We start from the raw sequence: 19,915 nt of genomic DNA, 5'->3' as shown, positions 1-19,915 counted from the left end.
CCGTCGATGCCTTCGACGCTTGCGAGGCCTTCGATGGCTTCGAAGCCTTCGATGTCTTCGAGGCTTTCGGGCCCGTCGACGTCTTCGCGGCGCTCGTCGTTTTCGCGACTGGCGCGGCTTTCGCGGTTTTTGGGGCCCGCGTGGACGACGCCGAGTTCCGCTTGGACGACTGGGCGCTGGTGGTCTTCGCGCTGTTCGCCACCTTCGCCGGCGCCGCGGTCTCGGTCGCGGCCAGGGCCCGCGGCAGGGGCAGCCACGCCGAGATCAACAGCGCGAGGACGGAGCCGCGGAGACGCCAAAGGCTCCGGAGCGGGCGAGGGGACGGGTACATGAGCGGTCGGCATGGTACGACGCCGCGTGCTTCCTTGGCAGGCGGGCGCAGCGCCCGGGCGTGTGGGGATTCGCGCTCCGGGATAATCCGCGCCCATGTCCCCGACGTTCTCCCCCTGGCGCCTGTCCGTCGCTCCCATGCTGGACTGGACGACCGCCGATTGCCGTTTCCTGCATCGGCTGCTGACGCGCCACGCGCTGCTCTACACCGAGATGGTGACCACCGGCGCCATCCTGCACGGCGACCAGCCGCGTCACCTCGACTTCAACCCGGAGGAGCATCCGGTCGCGCTGCAGCTGGGCGGCTCCGAGCCGGCCGACCTGGCCGCCTGCGCCCGGCTGGCCGAGCAGTGGGGCTATGACGAGGTCAACCTGAATTGCGGCTGCCCCAGCGAGCGCGTGCAGCGCGGCGCGTTCGGCGCCTGCCTGATGGCCGAGCCGGCGCTGGTCGCCGATGGCGTCAAGGCGATGCGTGATGCCGTCTCCATCCCGGTCACCGTCAAGCACCGCATCGGCATCGACCGGATCGAGAGCTACGACTTCGTGAGGGACTTCGTCGGCCAGGTCGCCGAGGCCGGCTGCGAGGTCTTCATCGTCCATGCGCGCAACGCCTGGCTGCAGGGGCTGTCGCCGAAGGAGAACCGCGACATCCCGCCGCTGCGCTACGAGCTGGTCCATCGCCTCAAGCGCGAATTCCCGCGGCTGACGATCGCGATCAACGGCGGCTTGAAGTCGGACGACGAGATCGCCGAGCAGCTGAACCATGTCGACGGCGTGATGATCGGCCGGCAGGCGTATCACGAGCCCTGGCAGATGGCGCACTGGGACCAGCGCTTCTTCGGCGAGGCGCAGCCGCGGGTCACGCGCCGCGAGGAGGTCGAGGAGCAGTGGCTGGCCTACCTGGACCGCCAGGTCGCGCTCGGCCGGCCGTGGTCGCAGGCGATGCGCCACGCGCTGGGACTGTGGAACGGCCTGCCCGGCGCGCGCCGCTGGCGCCAGGTGTGGTCCGACCACAAGCTCAAGGCGATGGCGCCGCGCGAAGTGGCCCGCCTCGCCACCGAGGCCCGACTGCAAGCCGCCGAGATCGCCAGCCAGCATCCGGCGTTCAAGCCGCCCGTCGAGTCCGCTCCTGCCACGGGTTGACCGCGTCGCGGATCAGGATCGCGCCATGGCTCCGCAGGTGTTCTTCCATTGCTATCCGACGGTGCTCGGCCACTGCGGCATCGCGTGGACCGAGCGCGGCGTCGTCGGATCGCAGCTGCCGGAGGAGACGCCGTCGCTGACCCGCGATCGCATGTGGGTGCGATTTCCGGCGGCGCGCGAGGTGGCGGCGTTCGGGGAACTGCCCGCGACGGTGCAAGCGGCCTGCGAGGGCGTGCGGGCGCTGCTCGCGGGCGAGGCGCGCGACCTGCTCGAGGTCGAGCTCGACGACAGCGCGGTGCCGGCCTTCGATCGCGAGGTGCTGGCGCTGACGCGCCGCATTCCGGTCGGGCAGACGCTGACCTACGGCGAGGTCGCGATGCGGCTCGGCCAGCCCGGCGCGGCGCGCGCCGTCGGCCGCGCGGAGGGGCACAACCCGTTCGCGCCGATCGTGCCCTGCCACCGCGTGATGGGCGCGCCGTCGGCGGGCAAGGCGGCGAACCTCACGGGGTTCTCCGCGGCAGGCGGCGTGGCGACGAAGCTGAAGATCCTGGCGATCGAGGCCCGAGCCACCGGTCAGCAGGCGGGCGAACAGCAGGACCTGTTCTGAAGGGCTTTTCCCTGCGGGCGGCGGACTGCGCGCTGAACACTCCCTCTCCCGCTTGCGGGAGAGGGCAGGGGTGAGGGTCGTCGCAGTGCGCGATGCCTCAATCCCAGGGCGCCGCTTCGGTGGCCAGGTCCTCATCCTTGGCTGGCGACGCCGCCGCAGGCGCGGGCGCCTTCGCGCCGCCCGGCGCGTGCTCGGCCGCGATCTTGGCCGACTGGCCGATGAAGTCCAGCTCGCCGCCCAGGCCCTCGATCATGTCGGGGATCAACTGCGCCAGCTCACCGGTCGCCAGCGCCGCGTCCACGTCGAAGGCCTCGTCCTTGGCCGGCTTGTCCCGCCCGTCGAAGACCACGTCCAGGAACTTGATGCCCTTGATCTGCATCGTGTCCGTTAGGGTGAAGGACACGCGCTCCTTCCAGGTCATCGCCAGGCGCGTCGGCATCTTGCCGCTGGTCAGGTGCGCCTTGACCTCGTCGGTGTCCAGGTTGTGGCGGGCGTAGCGCACCGCCGCCTTCATCTCGTCGGCGGCCTTGAGCTCGCAATCGCGGTCGATCACGAAGTCCTTCGGCGGCACGCCGTCCATCAGCCACGCCGCCATGCAGGCGGCCGGCGATTCGGCGCTCTGCAGCAGGTGCAGGTTGATCGACGAATCGGCCTTCACCAGCAGCGTGATCAGCTCGTCGGCCTTGCCGATCGAGCCCGCATCCACCATCAGCAGGCCCTGCTTGGGCGAGATCCACACCCGCAGGTGCGATTGCAGCGTGAACGCGCGCGGCAGCAGCTCCAGCGTGGCCTGCTCCTTCATGTCGCGCTGCTGCTTCTTGCCGGGCCGGCGGCCGGTCTCGAGCTCGATCCGCTCGACCATCTCCTCGACCTTCTCCCGCACCACCGAGCCGGGCAGCACCCGCTTCTCCATGCGCAGGCTCAGCAGCCAGTGGCCGTCGATCTCCTCCAGCAGCCGGGCGCCGGGCTCGCCGCGCGGCGGCACCCAGCCGGCCGACAGGGCTTCCGTGGCGCCGCAGGGCGCGAAACGTTCGTTCTCGAGGGCGTCCTCGAGCTTCTCGGCATTGGGCTGCCAGTCGTTGGACAGGCGGTAAACGATCAGGTTCTTGAACATCTGGAAACTGCGTCAGGCGGTGACGGCGCGCGCACGCGCCAGGAATGACAACGGGGCCAAGCGGACGACGCGTGGCCCCGTTCAAACGATGGGCGGATTGTCTCAAATCCGGCGGCCGGTCCGGACGCGGATCAACCCCCTTGCGTGACGACCCGTGCGCGTGCTCCAGGACGCCGGAGCGTGCCGGTCAGGCCTGCCCCGCTTCGGCGGCGATCTGGCGCAGCGCCTGCTCGAAGGCCTCCGGCGGCTGGCCGCCCTGGATCAGGTACTTCTCGTTGATCACGACCGCCGGCACCGAGCTGATGCCGCGGCCCAGCCACAGCGATTCCGTCTCGCGCACGTCCTCGGCGAACTCGCCGCTGTCGACGACGCGGGCGGCCTCGGCGGCGTCCAGGCCGATCTCGCGGACCGCGGCCAGCAGCGTCTCGCGGTCACCCGGATTGCGGCCATGGGTGTGGTACGCGGTCAACAGCGCCAGCTTCAGGTCGCGCTGCGCCTGCGCGGACTGCAGGCCCGCCCAGTGCAGCAGCCGGTGCGCGTCGAAGGTGTTCCAGATGCGGCTGCGCGCGCCCTCGGTGAAGGTGAATCCGACGTCGGCGCCGCGCTGGCGCAGGTGCGCCCGGATCTGCTGGCGCTGCTCGCTGGTCGAGCCGTACTTGCGGGTGAGGTGCTCCTCGATGTCCTCCCCCTCCGGGGCCATCTGGGGGTTGAGCTCGAAGGGCTGGAAGTGCAGGTCGACGGCCACGTCCGGCAGGCGGGCGAGGGCGGTCTCCAGCGACTTCAATCCCACCGCGCACCAGGGGCAGGCGACGTCGGAGACGAAGTCGATGCGCAGCGGGGGGAGGGCGGGGGCGGTGGCGGCGGGGGTGTCGTTCATGCCGGCGACTCTAGCCAGAAGCTCAAGTCAACACGCGGTCGCTGGGCTTTGCCAGGTAGAACCACTCGTGGCCGGGCTCGGCGTTGTTGTTGGGGAACACGATGCGGCCGCCGAAGGGCGCCAGCACCGGCGTGCCGTCGGCGCGCGTGCCGATGCGCTCGCCTTCGGCGATCGGGTCGAAGCTGGCCCATTGGCGCTCGAAGCGGTCGTCGACGCTCTCGCGGTCGATGACCTCGTAGAGCTGCAGCAGCTCGACCGGCCGCTTCGGATCGGCCGGCTCCACCGCGTCCGCCGCGACCATGCCCAACAGCGCCAGCGTGCGCAGGATCGCCTTGAAGGCGACCTCCGGCCCCTGCGGATCGGCGTGCTGGCCGCACTCCAGCGTGATGCAGTAGCCGCCGGTGCTGCGCATGTACTCGGTGGTGCCGACGCCGTAATGCGGATCCTGCTGCAGCGCCATGCGGCGCGAGCCGTCGGCGGCCTTCTCGGCGCGGCGCTTCAGGCCCAGCGCATACGTCGAGAGCCAGCCCTCGACGATGCGCGACGTGCCCACCGCGAGCGCCAGCGCGCTCTCGGCGGCCTGGTGGCGGAAGGGCTCGAGCTCGCCGTCGTTGTCGCGCGGGCCGAGCATCGCGAAGGCCGGCCCCGGGTTGTTGAAGCTGTGCAGGTCCAGCATCACGTCGCTGGCGGCGATCCAGGGGCACAGGCGATTGGCGATGCGGTCCTCGAAGTCCTGCGGGATCGGGTTCACGCGCAGGTTGCGGTTGAGGTTGCGCTCGCCCTCGCGGCGCTGCAGCCGGTGCGCCAGCGGATTGACGATGGGGATCATCGTCAGCGTGCCCTTGAGCAGCGCGAGCCGGCCCTCGTCGAGCATCCGCATCACGCGCTCGATCGCGCCGACGCCGGCGACCTCGTTGCCATGCACGGCGGCCGTCACCAGCAGCTTCGGGCCGGGTTTCAGGCCGGCGAACTGGTGGACGCGGAGGTGGGTCGGGGGGGCGGTGCGGGCGTCGCTCATGGGGTGAGGGAGGGAGCTCGAAAGAGGGAAGCATCGAGCATAGGCCCGCCGCGCGGACGCGCGTGCGCGCCGCGTATGCCGAAAGCGCGACCGGCGATGAGTTCAGGTTGGGGCGCGGACGGCGCTCAACCGCCGAGCAGCGCCTTCGCGTCGAGCGGCGTGTCGCAGGACCAGTGCGTGCTGGGCAGGTCGCCGGTGGGCGCGCCGTCGACCCAGCGCGTCAGCCGGTACAGCGTGCCGAAGGCGAAGTCCGGCGGCGCCTCGCCCGCGCCGGCGAGCAGTTCGCCGCCGCGGCGCACGTTGTCGGCCATCCAGGCCGGCAGGCGCAGGTGATACGGATTGCGCGCGATCTCGCCGTGGTGGCAGGCCAGCGCGCGCACCAGCCGGGCGGTGTCGCGCTGGCCGGTCTCGATCAGCGTGGTCGGCGCCGGCTGTGTCGCCCAGAACTCGGTGTGGGCGAAGACGGTGGAGATCCGCGCCTGGGTCAGCGCCTCGGTCACCAGCAGGTGGACGCCGATGTGGGTCGGAATGCCGTCGCCCGCATGCGGCACGAGGATCAGCGCCGGCTGCTCCGCCGCCAGCAACTCGGCGACCAGCCTGACCTGTTCCTGCCACAGCGCCGTGCGCGCGGCCGCCGCTTCGGGCTTGACCTGCTCGAAGCCGTCGGCGGCCAGCAGGCGCAGGTCGAAGCCCAGCACGTCGCAGGCGGCGCCCAGTTCGGCCCAGCGTTCGGCGCGGCGTTGCTGCTTGCTGCCCAGGGTCACCGCGATGTTGGTCACCCGCCAGCCGGCTTCCTGGCGCAGGCGCAGCGGCAGCGCGCCGACGATGCATTCGTCGTCCGGATGCGGCGCGAAGACCAGGACTTGCGGGGACGGATGGGCCGAGGCATCGGCAGCGCCGCGGGCGCCCGAAGGCGCCAAAGGACTGACACCGGTACGCAGTGGCTGCCCCAGGAGGGCATACCAGCTGCTGATCCAGGACTCCCAGTCCGCCTGGCTGGCGGTGGCGGCGACGACGGTCGGAAGCGGAGGCGTGAGGGCCGGGGAAGGGGCGTTCGCGTTCATCGGCGGGGATGGGCGGTTCGGAAGCGAGCGCTTCCGGCAAGTTCGATCAGCCCATCTTAGCGGGTGAATCCCTAAATGGTATTACATTGGTAGTAAAACTGGACTAAGACCGGTGATTCCCGGGGGGCGTCAGCGGGAGGGGCCGGCGGGCAGCGCGGTGCGGGCCCTCGCGGGCCAGGTGGCGAGCATCACGCCGCCAAGCGCCAGCGCATAGGCCACCAGCTGGATGGCGTTCATGCGTTCGCCGAGGAAGACCAGCCCCACCAGCGCGGTCGACACCGGCAGGAACACCATGAAGACGCCGGCCTTGGCCGCGCTGACGTGTTGCAGGCCCTTCATCCAGAGCCAGACCGTGATGGTGCTGGCGGCGATCGCGTAGAAGAGCAGCAGGCCCCAGTCCTTCACCGCGACGGCGCCGAAGTCGAAGTCCATCGCCTGCCACAGGCCCAGCGGCGTGACCAGCACCAGGCCCCAGAGGTTGATCAGCGCGCTGATGCGGCGCGGCGGCAGGTCGGCGGTCAGGCGCTTGCCGATGACGACGTAGCTGGCCTCGCAGCACATCGCGCCGACCAGCAGCAGCGCGCCCCAGCCCGAGGTCGGCGCGCCGGCACCGTCGCCGTGCTTGCTGAGCGCCACCAGCGCGATGCCGCCGACCGCCATCGCGATGCCGGCCAGCGTGCGCGGGGCGATGCGCTCGCGCAGGAAGAGCCAGCTCATCAGCGCGACCGTCGCCGGGATGCCGGCCATGATCACGCCGGCCACGACCGCCGAGCTGTGCTTCATCCCGAACAGCAGGCAGATCGAGAACAGGAAGTTGCCGAAGAAGGATTCGAGGAAGAGCAGCCATCGCGTGCGGCGGGAGAGCGGTGCCTCGGCCGGCCCGCGACGCAGCCACGGGAGCATGAACACCGCGGCCATGCCAAAGCGCAGGAAGGCCAGCAGGAAGACCGGAAAGACCAGCACCAGCAGCTTGGACAGCCCGACGTAGCTGCCGATCACGCTGGTGCTGGCGGCCAGGCTCAGGTAGGAGAGCCAGGGGACGTGATGGCCCGGATGGTCGTGTGAGCCGTGCCGGCCGTGCGGCGCGGGGCTGTCGGGCGGTGGGAGCGCCGCGGCGGGCGCGGCGGGCGGATCGGTCGTGACGCTGGACATGGGGCGGGATGATGCCCGAGGCCGCGGCGGGCGCGCCCGGCCTCGGGGCGGGGTTACTTCAGGCGTCGCAAGGCCACGCGGATCGCGTCGATCATGCGGTCCAGGTGCTCGCGCTCCGCGATCAGCGGGGGCGACAGCGCCAGGATGTCGCCCGTGGTGCGGATCAGCACGCCTTGCTGCCAGCAGTCGAGGAAGGTCTCGAAGGCGCGGCGGGTCGGCTCCCCGGCGCGCGGCGACAGCTCGACGCCGCCCACCAGCCCGAGATTGCGCACGTCGATCACATGCGGCTCGCCGCGCAGCGCATGCAGCTGCTCGGCGAAGTAGCCCTGGAGCTCCGCGGCCCGCGTCAGCAGGCCGTCCTCGGCATAGGTGTCCAGCGTCGCCAGCCCCGCCGCGCAGGCCAGCGGATGCGCCGAGTAGGTGTAACCGTGGAAGAACTCGATCAGGTGGTCCGGCCCGGTCATGAAGGCGTCGTGGATGCGCTGCTGCGCCAGCACCGCGCCCATCGGCACGCAGCCGTTGGTCAGGCCCTTGGCGACCGTCATCAGGTCCGGCGTCACGCCGAAGGTCTGCGCCGCGAAGGCCTGCCCGGTGCGGCCGAAGCCGGTGATGACCTCGTCGAAGATCAGCAGGATGCCGTGCCGGTCGCAGATCTCGCGCAGGCGCTGCAGGTAGCCCTGCGGTGGGATCAGCACGCCCGCCGAGCCGGCCACCGGCTCGACGATCACCGCCGCGATCGTCGACGCGTCATGCAGCGCCACCAGGCGCTCCAGGTCGTCGGCCAGTTCCGCGCCATGCGCCGGCAGGCCGACGCTGAAGGCATTGCGGGCGATGTCGTGGGTGTGGCGCAGGTGGTCGACGCCGGCCAGCAGCGTCCCGAACATCTTGCGGTTGGCGACCATGCCGCCCACCGACATGCCGCCGAAGTTGACGCCGTGATAACCGCGCTCGCGGCCGATCAGGCGGGTGCGCTGGCCTTCGCCGCGGGCGCGGTGGTAGGCCAGCGCGATCTTCAGCGCCGTCTCCACCGACTCCGAGCCGGAGTTGGTGAAGAACACCTTGTTCATGCCCTCGGGCGCGATGCCCGCCAGCCGCGAGGCCAGCTCGAAGGCCTTGGGATGGCCCATCTGGAAGGGCGGGGCGAAGTCCAGCTCCGCCGCCTGTTCCTGGATCGCCCGCACGATGCGCGGCCGGTTGTGGCCCGCGTTCACGCACCACAGGCCGGCGACGCCGTCCAGGATCTGGCGCCCCTGGTCGTCGGTGAAGTACATGCCGTCCGCGCGCGTCAGCAGGCGCGGCGACTGCTTGAACTGCCGGTTGGCGGTGAACGGCATCCAGTAGGCGTCGAGGTCGGGACGGGTGGGGGTGGACATGGCGGGGCTCCCGGGGCGGCGCGTTCGGCGCGGGTGATCGATCGGGGCAGTCTAGGCAAGCCGGCGCGCAATCGGTGAGCGTTCCGGCGGCGGGTAAACCCGCGACGGCGCAATCCAATGCGGCTGCGAACGCAATTCGTCGAACACAATGCCGCCCATGCTCAAGGAAGTGCAATTGGATGCGATCGACCGCGCGATCCTCGCGGTCTTGCAGCGCGACGCGCGGATCTCCAACCAGGACCTCGCCCAGCAGGTCCACCTGTCGCCGTCGGCCTGCCTGCGGCGCGTGAAGCGGCTGGAGGACAGCGGCGTCATCGACCGCGTCGTCGCGCTGCTCAATCCCAAGGCGATCGGCAAGCCCGGCACCAGCTGGACCATCGTCAACCTGGAGCGCATGACTCCGGCGGCGCTGGCCGAGTTCGAGCAGGCGGTGAAGGACGCGCCGGAGCTGCTCGACTGCTTCTACGTCGCCGGCACCAACGACTACCTGCTGCGCTTCGCCTACAAGGACGCCGAGGACCTGGAGCGCCTGCACACCCACGTGCTCATGCAGCTGCCAGGCGTGGCCAAGGCCAACTCGATGCTGGTGCTGCGCACGGTGAAGAAGACCAGCGCCTTTCCGCTGGACTGAGCGCGACGCCGGGCGCTCAGGCGGCGCGCGGCCGCAGCACGCGCAGCATCGGCAGCAGCTGGATCAGCAGCATCGCGCCCAGGATCAGCGCGCAGCCCAGCAGGCCGGCGGCATTGAGCCGGTCGCCCATCATCAGGTAGCCGAAGACGGCGGCGAACAGCGTCTCGGACGACAGGATGATCGCGGCGTCCGCCGCGTGGGCATAGCGCTGCGCCACCACCTGCCCGGTGAAGGCGATGCCCACCGACAGCACGCCGGTGTAGAGGATAGGCCCGGCGGCGGCCTGGATGCCGGCCCAGCTCCAGGACTCGAAGGCGAGGGCCCAGGCCAGCGCCACCACGCCGCAGAACAGGAACTGGCCGCCGGCGACGGTGAACGGCGCGTTCATCCGGTCCGCGACCATGCCCACCAGCAGCACGTGCACCGCCCAGGGCAGCGCGGAGGCGATCACCCAGGCGTCGCCCAGGCCGATGTCCAGTTCATGCGCGCCCGAGAGCAGGAAGGCGCCGACCAGGCAGGCCAGCGCGCCCGGCCACACCGACCAGTGCGGCAGGTGGCGCAGCAGCAGCCAGCCCAGCAGCGGCACCAGCGGCACGTACAGCGCGGTCAGGAAGCCGGCGTTGGTGACGGTCGTGTACTGGATGCCGATCTGCTGTAGCGCCGCGCCGGTGGTCAGCAGCGCGCCCAGGCCCATGATCTTCAGCGCGTCGCCGCCACGCAGCACCGTCGCGCCGGGCGCGCGGCGTTCCCGCACGATCAGCGGCAGCACCACCAGCGCGCCGATCAGGAAGCGGATGCCGGTGAACATCATCGGCCCGATGCTCTCCATCCCGTGGGCCTGGGCGACGAAGGCCGAGCCCCAGATCATCGCGATGAGGGTCAGCAGCAGGTTGGCTTGGATGCGGGTCATGGGGCGGAGTGTCGACGATGGCGGAGGACGGGCCGGGGCGCAGCTTCGCGCCAGCCTTCATGAGCGGAGATACGCGAGTTCTTCGTCGCTGAAGCCGGCGGCGCCGCGGGCCTCGAGGTTGAAGGGCGGGCGCAGCTTGGGAGCCTCGTGGCGCTCGACCAGCTCGGGGTAGAGCGCGACCGGATCCAGGCCGCGCTCGCGGCACAGGTGGCGGTACCAGTGGTTGCCGATGCGCACATGGCCGACCTCGTCGCGCAGGATCACGCCGAGGATCTCCACCGCGCGCGCGTCGCCGGCCTTGGCGAACTTGGCCTGCAATGGCGGCGTCGCGTCCAGCCCGCGCGCTTCCAGCGTGCGCGGCACCAGCGCCATGCGGGCGAGCACGTCGCCGGCGGTGCGCATCGCCATCGTCCACAGGCCGTCGTGCGCGTCGAAGTCGCCATAGGCACGGCCCAGGCCGCGCAGGTGCTCGTCGAGCAGCGTGAAGTGCAGCGCCTCCTCGGCCGCGACCCGCAGCCAGTCGAGGTAATAGGCGCGCGGCATGTCGGGGAAGCGCCAGACGGCGTCCAGCGCCAGGTTGATTGCGTTGAACTCGATGTGCGCGATCGCGTGCAGCAGCGCCGCGCGACCCTCCGGCGTGTAGGGCGACCGCGAGGCCACCTGCAGCGCGGCCACCAGCCGGGGCCGGGCCGGACGGCCGGGGGGCTCGGTGTCCGGAACGAGGCGGGCGGCGGTGTCGAGCGAGACCTCGGGGGCGGGGAGGGGGCTGGGCGCGGCCGGCGCGGCCGTCATCGCCGTCGCGGCGGCGTGCAGCTCGCGAGCCGCGGCCGCCTTGGCCTGCGGGTCCGCGATCAGAAGGACCTGCAGCGCGCGGGTTCGAAGTTCCATTCATAGAATTATCCCTTTTGGAGAAACGCATGGCCGTCTACCGCCTCGGCGAGCACACGCCGGAACTCGGCGCCGGCGTCTGGGTCGCCGAGAGCGCGCAGGTCATCGGCCGCGTCACGCTCGAGGACGAGGTCAGCATCTGGTTCAACGCGGTGCTGCGCGGCGACAGCGACCACCTCACCATCGGCGCCGGCAGCAACATCCAGGACGGCAGCGTGCTGCACGCCGATGCCGGCATGCCGCTCACCCTGGGGCGCAACGTCACGGTGGGCCACCAGGTGATGCTGCATGGGTGCACCGTCGGCGACAACGCGCTGATCGGCATCGGTGCCGTGGTGCTCAACGGCGCGCGCATCGGCGCGAACTGCCTGGTGGGGGCCGGCTCGCTGGTCACCGAGGGCAAGGCGTTCCCCGACGGCAGCCTGATCATGGGCTCGCCGGCCAAGGTCGTGCGCGCGCTCACCCCGGAGCAGATCCAGGGCCTGGCCATGAGCGCGGCCCATTACGTGCGCAACGGGCGGCGCTACGCCGAGGAGCTGGTCCGCATTGACGATCCGCGTTCCGCCCCCAGATCACCCGAATTCAAAGGAGTCCCATGACCACGTCGACCAAGCCCGCGCCCAGCGAGCTCCACAAGTTCCTCTTCGAAGGCCTGCCGGTGCGCGGCATGCTGGTCCGCCTGGACGAGAGCTGGAAGGAGCTGCTGGGCCGGCGCAAGGAGCCGCTGACACCGGCGGTGCGCGACCTGCTGGGCCAGATGACGGCGGCGGGCGTGCTGATGCAGGCCAACATCAAGTTCAATGGCGCGCTGGTCTTCCAGGTGATGGGGGACGGCCCGCTGAAGCTGGCGGTGGTCGAGGTCCAGCCGGACATGAGCTTCCGCTCGACGGCCAAGACGCGCGAGGCCGTGCCGGACGACGCGACGCTGCAGCAGATGCTGAACGTCCACGGCCAGGGGCGCTGCGCGATCACGCTCGATCCGAAGGACCGCCTGCCGGGCCAGCAGCCTTACCAGGGCGTGGTGCCGCTGAGCGGACCGGACGGCCAGCCGCTGGAGAAGCTCAGCGACGTGCTCCAGCACTACATGCGCCAGTCGGAGCAGCTCGAGAGCACGCTGGTGCTGGCGGCCAACGACCAGCTCGCGGCGGGCCTGCTGATCCAGCGCCTGCCCATCGAAGGCGAGGGCAACCTCGAGGCGGGCGCCAGTTCCGGCGTCGTGCGCGAGGAGATGGAAGAGGCCTACAACCGCATCAGCATGCTGGCCGCCACCTTGACGGCCGAGGAGCTGCTGACGCTGGACAGCGACACCATCCTGCGCCGGCTGTTCTGGGAGGAGACGGTGCGCCGCTTCGACCCGCAGTACCCGCGCTTCGCCTGCACCTGCTCGCGCGAGCGCGTCGGCCGCATGCTGCTGGGGCTGGGCCGCCAGGAAGTGGACGAGGTGCTGGCGGAGCTGGGCGGCGTCGAGATCGGCTGCGAGTTCTGCGGCAACCACTACGTCTTCGACGCGGTCGATGTCGGCGAGCTCTTCACCGACCCGCAGAACCAGGCCCCGGGCTCCAGACAGGTCCAGTGAGCTTCAGCGCGGATCCTGGTCCACGCGGATCACGCGATCCAGCGCGCTGGCCGTCACCCGCCCGTTGCCCTGCGCCTTGAAGTAGGCCTCCAAGGCCTCGACGTCCATCGGCCCGGTCTGCAGGAAGCGGGCTTCGGTGAAGGTCTTGAAGCTGTCCCCACCGACCTGCAGGAAGTTGTTGATGGCGACGCGGACCTTCTGCTCGGGCGCGATCACGCGACCGTCCAGCGTCATGCTGCCTGGCACCACGCGCGAGCCGACCGGACGGCGCTTGTCCCAGCGGTAGCTGAAGCCCTGCGAGGTCTGCAGCGGCAGCCACTTGGCGTCGCCGGCCCACCACTGTTCCTCGAGCGCCCGCTGCAGTTGGGCGCCCGACATCTCCACGACCACCAGCGCGTTCGAGAACGGCAGCGCCGCAAACAGGTCGCCGAAGGTGACGCTGTCGTCCGGGCGATGGATCAGGCCGGTGCGCACGCCGCCGACGTTCTGGAAGGCGACCTGCGCGCCGCCGTTCTCCGGCGCGCGCGTCGCGGCCAGCATCGCATCGGCCACGAGCTGGCCCATCGTCGTGCCGCCGCCGTCGCCGCGGTCATCGCCTTCCTTGCTCAGCGCCTGAGCGAGGAAACCGACCCGGCGCTCGATCAGCGGCTGCGCCACCTGCTGGTAGCTGCTGATCAGCAGGGTCTGGCGCGGGTCCCTGGCGGTCTCCGGACGCACGACCACGTTGTTGGCGCGGGCCTCGGTCAGGGTGCCGGTGGCGCGGTCCAGCGTCAGGTCGATCTCGGTGACCAGGGTGCCGTACTTGTCGCCACTGGTGACCAGGCGGCCGTCGATGCGGCAGTTGTAGGCGCGGTGCGTGTGGCCCGACACGATCAGCCCGACGCGCTTGTCCAGCTTCTTGACGATGTCCACGATCGGCCCGGAGATCTCGGGGCAGTCGTTGATGCCGCCGCTCGGGTAACCGCCCTCGTGGATCAGCACGACGATCGCATGCACGCCCTGGCGCTCGAGTTCGGGCACCAGGCGGTTGATGGTCTCGGCCTCGTCGTCGAAACGCAGCCCGCGGATGCCGGTGGGGCTCACCAGTTCCGGCGTGCCCTTCAGCGACAGCCCGATGAAGCCCACCGGCACGCCGTCGAAGCGCTTGATCGCATAGGCGGGCAGCACCGGCTGGCCGGTCTTCTCGTCGATGGTGCTGGCGGCCAGGTACTGGTACTTCGCGCCCTTGAACTCGGTCGGGCCCTTGCAGCCGTCCTTCGGGTGGCAGCCGCCGCGCTGCTTGCGCAGCAGTTCGGTGATGCCCTGGTCGAACTCGTGGTTGCCGACCGAGGAGATGTCCAGCCCCATCAGGCCCAGCGACTCGATCGTCGATTCGTCATGGAACAGCGCCGACAGCAAGGGGCTGGCGCCGACCAGGTCACCGGCGGCCACGAACACGTGATTGGGATTCTTCGCCTTGAGTTGCGCGACCAGCGTCGCCATGCGTTCGGCGCCGCCGGCCTGCAGGGTGACCGTCTTGGCCGGATCCTGCGGGTCCGGCAGCTTGATGCCGCCGGCCGGGGGCAGCAGGTTGCCGTGGAAATCGTTGATCGCCAGCACCTTGACGGCGACCGTCCCGGTGGCGGCCTTGGCCGGCGTCACCGGCGCGTCCAACGTGGGCGGCAGCGGCGCCTGGGGGGCGGTGGAACTCAGCGAGCCGCAGGCGGCGAGCAGCGCCGCGCTCAGCAGCATCGACAGCGCGCCCAGCGGGCGGCGCACGGAAGGACGGGTCATCGGGAAGGCTCCTGGGGCGCCGGATCAGAGGATCGCAAATGTTTGCGGTCCGGAACGCGGCGGATTGTGCCTCGCCCGCATGGCCGGATCGTGAGGGCGGCGTTCAGCCGCGCGGCTGGCGTTCCAGGAGACGGGCGGCGTGCTCGCAGGCCGGGTCGTCGCAGCGTTCGCAGCGCCAGTCGCCGCCCAGCTGTTCGCCGCGCTGCAGCAGTCGGCCGAAGAGTCCGTCCTCGCGACCGAGGTACGGGCGCAGCAGCGGCCCGAGCGCGTTGAGCGCCTGCCGCAGCCGCTCCGGTCCGGCGCCGGACACCAGGCTGTAGCCCAGACCCGCGTCCCGCAGCGCGCGCCGCAGCAGGCGATCGGTGGGTTGCTGCGCATGGGGGCCGTCGCGCATGCCATCGCCGACCCACGGCAGGTCCAGCGCCATCAGCAGGGTCGCATCCATGCGGGCCTGGATGCGCAGCGCGAAGGGATGGAGCGAGGTGTCGCCGAAGAGCTGCTCGCTGTAGACCGCGGTCATCAGCGGCGTGGTGTCGTGCAGGACCAGGTCGTGGTCGGCGGCGACGGCCTCGGCGCGGCGCCACTGTTCCTCGGCGATCGAGCGCTGCTCGTCAGGGCGCGGCGTGCGGCCTTCGCGCTCGCACCACTCGCGCAGGAATTCGCCCACCAGCGCGCAGCGCAGCCGTGTCTGCGACCGCAGGTGATCGAGCAGGTCCACGCCGAGCTGGCTCTTGCCGGTGCTCTCGGCGCCGACCAGGGCGATGTGCAGCGTCATGGGGGAGGGTCTGCGAGGACGGCGGCGGTCGGCCGCGGGATCAGGCGGCGACCGTCGCCGGCCGCAGCTGTCGCTGCCACGCGCGCCAGCCGGCCACCGACATCGGCACGAACACCGCGTACAGCACCACCGTCAGCCAGTAGCCCTTCAGCGCGAAGAGCCCGATGCTGACCAGGTTGACCATCACCCAGACGGGCCAGTTCTCCTGGTACTTCCGGCCCAGCAGCCACTGGCCGGTGATGCTGGCCACCGTGGGGAGGGCATCCCAATAGGGGAGGGGGGAATCGGTGCGGTGCTGCAGGAACAGCCCCAGTAGCGGCCAGGCGGCCAGCGTGACCAGTAGCGCGGCGAGGCGGCCCTTGGGGCCGAGCGTGCGCACATGCAGCGTGTCGCCCTCGGCGGTGCGGCCGCGCAGCCATTGCCACCAGCCCCACAGCGCCAGCGCGGCGAAGAGCAGCTGCAGCGAGGCCTCGCCGTAGAGCTTGCCGCTCCAGAACAGCAGGAAGTAGAGCAGCGAGCTGGTCAGCGCCAGCGGCCAGGCCAGCACCTGCACCCGCATGTTGCACACGACCATCCAGATCGCGAGCACGAAGGCGACCAGCTCCAGCCAGCTGATAGGGCTGCCCAGCGCGGTGAACGCCGGCGCGAGGGCCAGGTTGAGCGATTGATCGAGGGCGGCCGACAACGGCCCGAGCAGCGCATCCATCCGCGAGAGCATGCAGGAAGTGGGGAAGTTCAGCGGCGCAGCGGGACGAAGACCTCGTCCGGCTTGACCATGCCCAGTTCCATGCGGGCCTTTTCCTCGACCATCTCGAGGCCTTCGCGCAGGTCGAGCAGTTCGGCCTGCAGCTGCGCGTTGCGCGCGCGGGCCTTCTCATTGGCCTCGGCCTGCTCGCGCAGTTCGGCGCGCAACTGGACACCACGGGCCAGACCGCCCTTGCCGAACCAGAGCTGGGCCTGGATGGCGACAAGGAAGGCGGTGAGGACGATGGCCAGGGCTTTCACAGGCCGCGAGTGTAGCCGCCTCGCGTGGCCGCCCGTGCCCAGGCCGCCCGCGCGAGCCCCGGATTCACGGGGATCCGTGGCGTTCGCGACGCATCCGGCAATGCAAAAGGGCGAGCCCGATGGACTCGCCCTTCTTCGTCGCCAGGCGGCCGGACCCCGAGGGGGTCAGGCCGCGCGCAGGCTCAGCGCAGGTTGTAGAACGCGGCGCGGCCGGGGTAGACGGCGACGTCGCCCAGGTCTTCCTCGATGCGCAGCAGCTGGTTGTACTTGGCCATGCGGTCCGAGCGCGACAGCGAGCCCGTCTTGATCTGGCCGGCGTTCAGGCCGACGGCGATGTCGGAGATGGTCGAGTCCTCGGTCTCGCCCGAGCGGTGCGAGATCACGGCGGTGTAACCGGCGCGCTTGGCCATCTCGATGGCGGCGAAGGTCTCGGTCAGCGTGCCGATCTGGTTGATCTTGATCAGGATCGAGTTGGCGATGCCCTTGTCGATGCCTTCCTTCAGGATCTTGGTGTTGGTGACGAACAGGTCGTCGCCCACCAGCTGCACCTTGTCGCCCAGCTTCTCGGTGATGTGCTTCCAGCCGTCCCAGTCGCCTTCGGCCATGCCGTCCTCGATCGAGATGATCGGGTACTTGTCGACCCAGGTGGCCAGCATGTCGGTCCACTGCTCGGCCGTCAGCTGGATGCCGCCTTCGCCTTCCAGCACGTACTTGCCGTCCTTGTAGAACTCGCTGGCGGCGCAGTCCAGGCCCAGCGCGATCTGCTCGCCGGCGGTGTAGCCGGCCTTGTCGATCGCCTCCAGGATCATCTGGATCGCGGCTTCGTGGTTCTCGACGTTCGGGGCGAAGCCGCCTTCGTCGCCGACGGCCGTGGACATGCCCTTGGCGTCGATGATCTTCTTCAGCGCATGGAAGACCTCGGCGCCCCAGCGCAGCGCTTCGCGGAACGACGGCGCGCCCACGGGGATGATCATCAGCTCCTGCAGGTCGATCGAGTTGTTGGCGTGGGCGCCGCCGTTGATGACGTTCATCATCGGCACCGGCAGCTGGTTGCCGGCCATGCCGCCGAAGTAGCGGTACAGCGGGAGGCCCGACTCTTCCGCGGCGGCGCGCGCCACGGCCATCGACACGGCCAGCATCGCGTTGGCGCCCAGGCGGCTCTTGTTCTCGGTGCCGTCCAGGTCGATCAGGGTCTTGTCCAGGAAGGCCTGCTCGGAGGCGTCCAGGCCCAGCACGGCTTCCGAGATCTCGGTGTTGATGTGCTCGACGGCCTTGAGCACGCCCTTGCCCAGGTAGCGCGACTTGTCGCCGTCACGCAGTTCGATGGCTTCGCGCGAACCGGTCGACGCGCCCGACGGCACGGCGGCACGGCCCATCACGCCGGACTCCAGCAGCACGTCGCATTCCACGGTGGGGTTGCCGCGGCTGTCGAGGATCTCGCGGCCGACGATGTCAACAATGGCGCTCATGGGAACAGTCTCCAGAAGTGAAAAAACTCGGTCGGCGCGCATGGTGCCAGCAACGGGTTACCTGTGCTGAACAAGCTGCGGCCTGAATGGGGGACGAAAGAGGGGCGAAAAAAAGCCACCGGGCCGCATCGCCCGTCTGGACGGGGAATGGGCGCGATGGCTGGTGCGGGGCATGGCGAAGGATCAGACGCCGTCGACGACGACCATGCGCATCACGCCGGCCTGCTGGCGCAGCGACTTCGCATGCTGGTAGGTCTCGGACTCGTAGAAGGCTCTTGCGGCCGCGCGGTCGGGGAACTTCAGCACGACCAGCCGGGTCGGCGTCCAAGGACCTTCCAGCACCTCGATGGCGCCGCCGCGGACCAGGATCTCCGCGCCGTGTTCCTCGATCGCCTTCGTGCTCCATTCGCGGTACTTGGCCATCTGCTGGGCATCGGTCACGGTCACGTCGACGATGAGGAAGGCGGACATGGCGGTGGGGTCCCGTGAAGTCTGAAGTCTTGAAGTCCGTCGCGGCCCGGGCGTTCAGGCGGCCGCGGGGGCGCTGACCTCGTGGCCGGCCTTGGCCTTGTGTTCCAGCGCCGCCTTGATGAACGCGATGAACAGCGGGTGGCCGTCCCAGGGGGTCGACTTGAACTCCGGGTGGAACTGCACGCCCATGTACCAGGGGTGCACGTTGCGCGGCAGCTCGACGATCTCGGTCAGCTTCTCGCGCTGCGTGATCGCCGAGATCACCAGGCCGGCATCCTGCAGCTGGTCCAGGTACTGCTCGTTGGCTTCATAGCGGTGACGGTGGCGCTCGTTGACGACCGGACCGTAGATCTCGTAGGCCAGCGTGCCGGGCTTGACGTCCGAGCTCTGCGCGCCCAGGCGCATCGTGCCGCCCAGGTCCGACTGCGCGGTGCGCTTCTGGATCGAGCCATCCGCGTCCTGCCATTCGTCGATCAACGCGATCACCTTGTGTGGCGCGTCGGGTTCGAACTCGGTCGAGTTCGCACCGTCCAGCTGCGCCTTGTGGCGCGCGTACTCGATGGTCGCGACCTGCATGCCCAGGCAGATGCCGAGGTAGGGCGTCTTGTGCTCGCGGGCGTACTGGGCGGCGAGGATCTTGCCCTCGACGCCACGCTTGCCGAAGCCGCCGGGCACCAGGATCGCGTCGTACTTGTCGAGCTGCTTGACGTGCTCGGCGTCCAGCGTCTCGGAGTCGACGTATTCGATGTTGACGCGGGCGTGGTTGTGGATGCCGGCGTGGCGCAGCGCCTCGTTCAACGACTTGTAGCTGTCCGACAGGTCGGTGTACTTGCCGCACATCGCGATCGTGACTTCGGTCTTCGGGTTCTCGACCTCGTTGACCAGCATGTCCCAGCGCTTGAGGTCGGTGGACTTGGTGTTGAGCTGCAGCTTGGTGCAGATCAGCTGATCCAGGCCTTGCTCATGCAGCACGCGCGGGACCTTGTAGATCGTGTTCACGTCCCACATCGAGATCACGCCGTACTCGGGCACGTTGGTGAACAGCGAGATCTTCTCGCGCTCGTCGTCGGGCACGCGGCGGTCGGCGCGGCACAGCAGCGCGTCGGGCTGGATGCCGATCTCGCGCAGCTTCTGCACGGTGTGCTGGGTGGGCTTGGTCTTGAGCTCGCCCGCGGCGGCGATCCACGGCACGTAAGTCAGGTGCACGAACGCGACGTTCGTGGGACCCATCTTCAGGCTCATCTGGCGGGCGGCTTCCAGGAAGGGCAGCGACTCGATGTCGCCGACGGTGCCGCCGATCTCGACGATCGCCACGTCCACCGCGTCGCTCGTGCCGTGACCGGCGCCGCGACGGATGAATTCCTGCATCTCGTTGGTGATGTGCGGGATCACCTGGACGGTCTTGCCGAGGTAGTCGCCGCGGCGCTCCTTCTCCAGGACCGACATGTAGATCTGTCCGGTCGTGAAGTTGTTGGAGCGCTTCATCCGCGTGGTGATGAAGCGTTCGTAGTGGCCCAGGTCCAGGTCGGTCTCGGCGCCGTCGTCGGTGACGAAGACTTCGCCATGCTGGAACGGGGACATCGTGCCCGGATCCACGTTGATGTAGGGATCCAGCTTGATCAGGGTGACTTTGAGGCCGCGGGACTCGAGAAGGGCCGCGAGAGAGGCCGATGCGATGCCCTTGCCGAGGGAGGACACGACACCGCCGGTGACGAAGACGTACTTGGTCATTGTCTTGC

Annotated in this window: 20 protein-coding genes; 5 read left to right on the top strand and 15 right to left on the bottom strand. The window is 69.9% G+C overall.

The features are described 5' to 3' along the window. The first annotated feature begins 426 nt into the window (after window positions 1–426). On the top strand, window positions 427–1,473 hold the full coding sequence (gene dusA, locus ACTJKJ_RS25265; RefSeq protein WP_440822882.1) for a tRNA dihydrouridine(20/20a) synthase DusA: 1,047 nt from the start codon (window positions 427–429) through the stop codon (window positions 1,471–1,473). Between the two features lie 25 nt (window positions 1,474–1,498). Further along, window positions 1,499–2,080 carry a methylated-DNA--[protein]-cysteine S-methyltransferase gene (locus ACTJKJ_RS25260; RefSeq protein WP_440822880.1) on the top strand — a complete coding sequence of 194 codons (582 nt, stop codon included), beginning with the start codon at window positions 1,499–1,501 and terminating at the stop codon, window positions 2,078–2,080. A 97-nt stretch (window positions 2,081–2,177) separates the two neighbouring features. On the opposite strand, the gene ACTJKJ_RS25255 is transcribed toward ACTJKJ_RS25260, so the two are convergent. The 6 genes from ACTJKJ_RS25255 to ACTJKJ_RS25230 form a co-directional block, all read right to left on the bottom strand. Next, window positions 2,178–3,194 carry a recombination-associated protein RdgC gene (locus ACTJKJ_RS25255; RefSeq protein WP_091723621.1) on the bottom strand — a complete coding sequence of 339 codons (1,017 nt, stop codon included), beginning with the start codon at window positions 3,192–3,194 and terminating at the stop codon, window positions 2,178–2,180. Between the two features lie 187 nt (window positions 3,195–3,381). Next, window positions 3,382–4,071, bottom strand: a complete 690-nt coding sequence (locus ACTJKJ_RS25250) for a DsbA family oxidoreductase (RefSeq protein ID WP_440822877.1) — start codon at window positions 4,069–4,071, stop codon at window positions 3,382–3,384. A 22-nt stretch (window positions 4,072–4,093) separates the two neighbouring features. Beyond that, window positions 4,094–5,089, bottom strand: a complete 996-nt coding sequence (locus ACTJKJ_RS25245) for a succinylglutamate desuccinylase/aspartoacylase family protein (RefSeq protein WP_440822875.1) — start codon at window positions 5,087–5,089, stop codon at window positions 4,094–4,096. Window positions 5,090–5,214: 125 nt separating this feature from the next. Beyond that, the gene (locus tag ACTJKJ_RS25240; protein ID WP_440822873.1) at window positions 5,215–6,153 is read right to left on the bottom strand and encodes a PIG-L deacetylase family protein; all 939 of its coding nucleotides are present in this window, start codon (window positions 6,151–6,153) and stop codon (window positions 5,215–5,217) included. 129 nt (window positions 6,154–6,282) lie between these two features. Then, window positions 6,283–7,305, bottom strand: coding sequence for a DMT family transporter (locus ACTJKJ_RS25235; protein WP_440822871.1), 1,023 nt, complete (start codon window positions 7,303–7,305; stop codon window positions 6,283–6,285). A gap of 53 nt (window positions 7,306–7,358) precedes the next feature. Then, on the bottom strand, window positions 7,359–8,678 hold the full coding sequence (locus tag ACTJKJ_RS25230) for an aspartate aminotransferase family protein (protein WP_183490744.1): 1,320 nt from the start codon (window positions 8,676–8,678) through the stop codon (window positions 7,359–7,361). Window positions 8,679–8,835: 157 nt separating this feature from the next. On the opposite strand from ACTJKJ_RS25230, the gene ACTJKJ_RS25225 reads away from it, so the two are divergent. Continuing rightward, the gene (locus tag ACTJKJ_RS25225) at window positions 8,836–9,309 is read left to right on the top strand and encodes an Lrp/AsnC family transcriptional regulator (RefSeq protein WP_147240108.1); all 474 of its coding nucleotides are present in this window, start codon (window positions 8,836–8,838) and stop codon (window positions 9,307–9,309) included. A gap of 16 nt (window positions 9,310–9,325) precedes the next feature. On the opposite strand, the gene ACTJKJ_RS25220 is transcribed toward ACTJKJ_RS25225, so the two are convergent. Then, window positions 9,326–10,219: a DMT family transporter gene (locus tag ACTJKJ_RS25220; protein WP_147240107.1), complete on the bottom strand. Its 894-nt coding sequence runs from the start codon at window positions 10,217–10,219 to the stop codon at window positions 9,326–9,328. A 57-nt stretch (window positions 10,220–10,276) separates the two neighbouring features. Then, window positions 10,277–11,107, bottom strand: coding sequence for a ferritin-like domain-containing protein (locus ACTJKJ_RS25215; protein WP_440822868.1), 831 nt, complete (start codon window positions 11,105–11,107; stop codon window positions 10,277–10,279). Between the two features lie 29 nt (window positions 11,108–11,136). Here ACTJKJ_RS25215 and ACTJKJ_RS25210 point away from each other — a divergent pair, with 29 nt between their 5' ends. Together ACTJKJ_RS25210 and hslO are read left to right on the top strand one after the other, a co-directional pair. Beyond that, entirely contained in the window at window positions 11,137–11,706 is a 570-nt protein-coding gene (locus ACTJKJ_RS25210) for a gamma carbonic anhydrase family protein (RefSeq protein ID WP_343601795.1), read from the top strand. Next, complete coding sequence (gene hslO, locus ACTJKJ_RS25205) at window positions 11,703–12,683, top strand: Hsp33 family molecular chaperone HslO (RefSeq protein WP_091723647.1); 981 nt, start codon at window positions 11,703–11,705, stop codon at window positions 12,681–12,683. The genes ACTJKJ_RS25210 and hslO overlap by 4 nt, the downstream gene beginning before the upstream one ends. Before the next feature lie 3 nt (window positions 12,684–12,686). Here the strand turns inward: hslO and ACTJKJ_RS25200 are convergent, their stop codons facing one another. The 7 genes from ACTJKJ_RS25200 to ACTJKJ_RS25170 form a co-directional block, all read right to left on the bottom strand. Then, on the bottom strand, window positions 12,687–14,456 hold the full coding sequence (locus ACTJKJ_RS25200; RefSeq protein WP_440822865.1) for a bifunctional metallophosphatase/5'-nucleotidase: 1,770 nt from the start codon (window positions 14,454–14,456) through the stop codon (window positions 12,687–12,689). A 103-nt stretch (window positions 14,457–14,559) separates the two neighbouring features. Further along, complete coding sequence (locus ACTJKJ_RS25195; RefSeq protein WP_297385545.1) at window positions 14,560–15,231, bottom strand: ATP-binding protein; 672 nt, start codon at window positions 15,229–15,231, stop codon at window positions 14,560–14,562. A gap of 40 nt (window positions 15,232–15,271) precedes the next feature. Next, the gene (gene pnuC, locus ACTJKJ_RS25190; RefSeq protein ID WP_091725116.1) at window positions 15,272–15,937 is read right to left on the bottom strand and encodes a nicotinamide riboside transporter PnuC; all 666 of its coding nucleotides are present in this window, start codon (window positions 15,935–15,937) and stop codon (window positions 15,272–15,274) included. Between the two features lie 29 nt (window positions 15,938–15,966). Then, window positions 15,967–16,236 carry a cell division protein FtsB gene (ftsB, locus tag ACTJKJ_RS25185; protein ID WP_091723656.1) on the bottom strand — a complete coding sequence of 90 codons (270 nt, stop codon included), beginning with the start codon at window positions 16,234–16,236 and terminating at the stop codon, window positions 15,967–15,969. A gap of 182 nt (window positions 16,237–16,418) precedes the next feature. Further along, window positions 16,419–17,705 carry a phosphopyruvate hydratase gene (eno, locus tag ACTJKJ_RS25180; RefSeq protein ID WP_091723658.1) on the bottom strand — a complete coding sequence of 429 codons (1,287 nt, stop codon included), beginning with the start codon at window positions 17,703–17,705 and terminating at the stop codon, window positions 16,419–16,421. A gap of 183 nt (window positions 17,706–17,888) precedes the next feature. Beyond that, complete coding sequence (locus tag ACTJKJ_RS25175; protein ID WP_297385549.1) at window positions 17,889–18,176, bottom strand: DUF1330 domain-containing protein; 288 nt, start codon at window positions 18,174–18,176, stop codon at window positions 17,889–17,891. A 54-nt stretch (window positions 18,177–18,230) separates the two neighbouring features. Continuing rightward, complete coding sequence (locus ACTJKJ_RS25170; RefSeq protein WP_297385551.1) at window positions 18,231–19,907, bottom strand: CTP synthase; 1,677 nt, start codon at window positions 19,905–19,907, stop codon at window positions 18,231–18,233. Between the last annotated feature and the right edge of the window lie 8 nt (window positions 19,908–19,915).

This window comes from Roseateles sp. 22389, from assembly GCF_052044995.1.
Lineage (GTDB): Bacteria > Pseudomonadota > Gammaproteobacteria > Burkholderiales > Burkholderiaceae_C > Roseateles.
Note: the sequence above shows the minus strand (reverse complement) of the source record. Positions and strands in the feature narration are given on the sequence as shown.

Bases quoted from the DNA above. Each gene is read 5' to 3' on its own strand.
- ACTJKJ_RS25245 (WP_440822875.1), bottom strand. From the start codon at position 5,089: ATGAGCGACGCCCGCACCGCCCCCCCGACCCACCTCCGCGTCCACCAG.
- ACTJKJ_RS25225 (WP_147240108.1), top strand. From the start codon at position 8,836: ATGCTCAAGGAAGTGCAATTGGATGCGATCGACCGCGCGATCCTCGCG.
- ACTJKJ_RS25175 (WP_297385549.1), bottom strand. From the start codon at position 18,176: ATGTCCGCCTTCCTCATCGTCGACGTGACCGTGACCGATGCCCAGCAG.
- ACTJKJ_RS25235 (WP_440822871.1), bottom strand. From the start codon at position 7,305: ATGTCCAGCGTCACGACCGATCCGCCCGCCGCGCCCGCCGCGGCGCTC.
- ACTJKJ_RS25200 (WP_440822865.1), bottom strand. From the start codon at position 14,456: ATGACCCGTCCTTCCGTGCGCCGCCCGCTGGGCGCGCTGTCGATGCTG.
- ACTJKJ_RS25255 (WP_091723621.1), bottom strand. From the start codon at position 3,194: ATGTTCAAGAACCTGATCGTTTACCGCCTGTCCAACGACTGGCAGCCC.
- pnuC (WP_091725116.1), bottom strand. From the start codon at position 15,937: ATGGATGCGCTGCTCGGGCCGTTGTCGGCCGCCCTCGATCAATCGCTC.
- ACTJKJ_RS25240 (WP_440822873.1), bottom strand. From the start codon at position 6,153: ATGAACGCGAACGCCCCTTCCCCGGCCCTCACGCCTCCGCTTCCGACC.
- ACTJKJ_RS25250 (WP_440822877.1), bottom strand. From the start codon at position 4,071: ATGAACGACACCCCCGCCGCCACCGCCCCCGCCCTCCCCCCGCTGCGC.
- ACTJKJ_RS25195 (WP_297385545.1), bottom strand. From the start codon at position 15,231: ATGACGCTGCACATCGCCCTGGTCGGCGCCGAGAGCACCGGCAAGAGC.
- eno (WP_091723658.1), bottom strand. From the start codon at position 17,705: ATGAGCGCCATTGTTGACATCGTCGGCCGCGAGATCCTCGACAGCCGC.
- ACTJKJ_RS25220 (WP_147240107.1), bottom strand. From the start codon at position 10,219: ATGACCCGCATCCAAGCCAACCTGCTGCTGACCCTCATCGCGATGATC.
- hslO (WP_091723647.1), top strand. From the start codon at position 11,703: ATGACCACGTCGACCAAGCCCGCGCCCAGCGAGCTCCACAAGTTCCTC.
- ACTJKJ_RS25170 (WP_297385551.1), bottom strand. From the start codon at position 19,907: ATGACCAAGTACGTCTTCGTCACCGGCGGTGTCGTGTCCTCCCTCGGC.
- ACTJKJ_RS25260 (WP_440822880.1), top strand. From the start codon at position 1,499: ATGGCTCCGCAGGTGTTCTTCCATTGCTATCCGACGGTGCTCGGCCAC.
- dusA (WP_440822882.1), top strand. From the start codon at position 427: ATGTCCCCGACGTTCTCCCCCTGGCGCCTGTCCGTCGCTCCCATGCTG.
- ACTJKJ_RS25230 (WP_183490744.1), bottom strand. From the start codon at position 8,678: ATGTCCACCCCCACCCGTCCCGACCTCGACGCCTACTGGATGCCGTTC.
- ACTJKJ_RS25215 (WP_440822868.1), bottom strand. From the start codon at position 11,107: ATGGAACTTCGAACCCGCGCGCTGCAGGTCCTTCTGATCGCGGACCCG.
- ACTJKJ_RS25210 (WP_343601795.1), top strand. From the start codon at position 11,137: ATGGCCGTCTACCGCCTCGGCGAGCACACGCCGGAACTCGGCGCCGGC.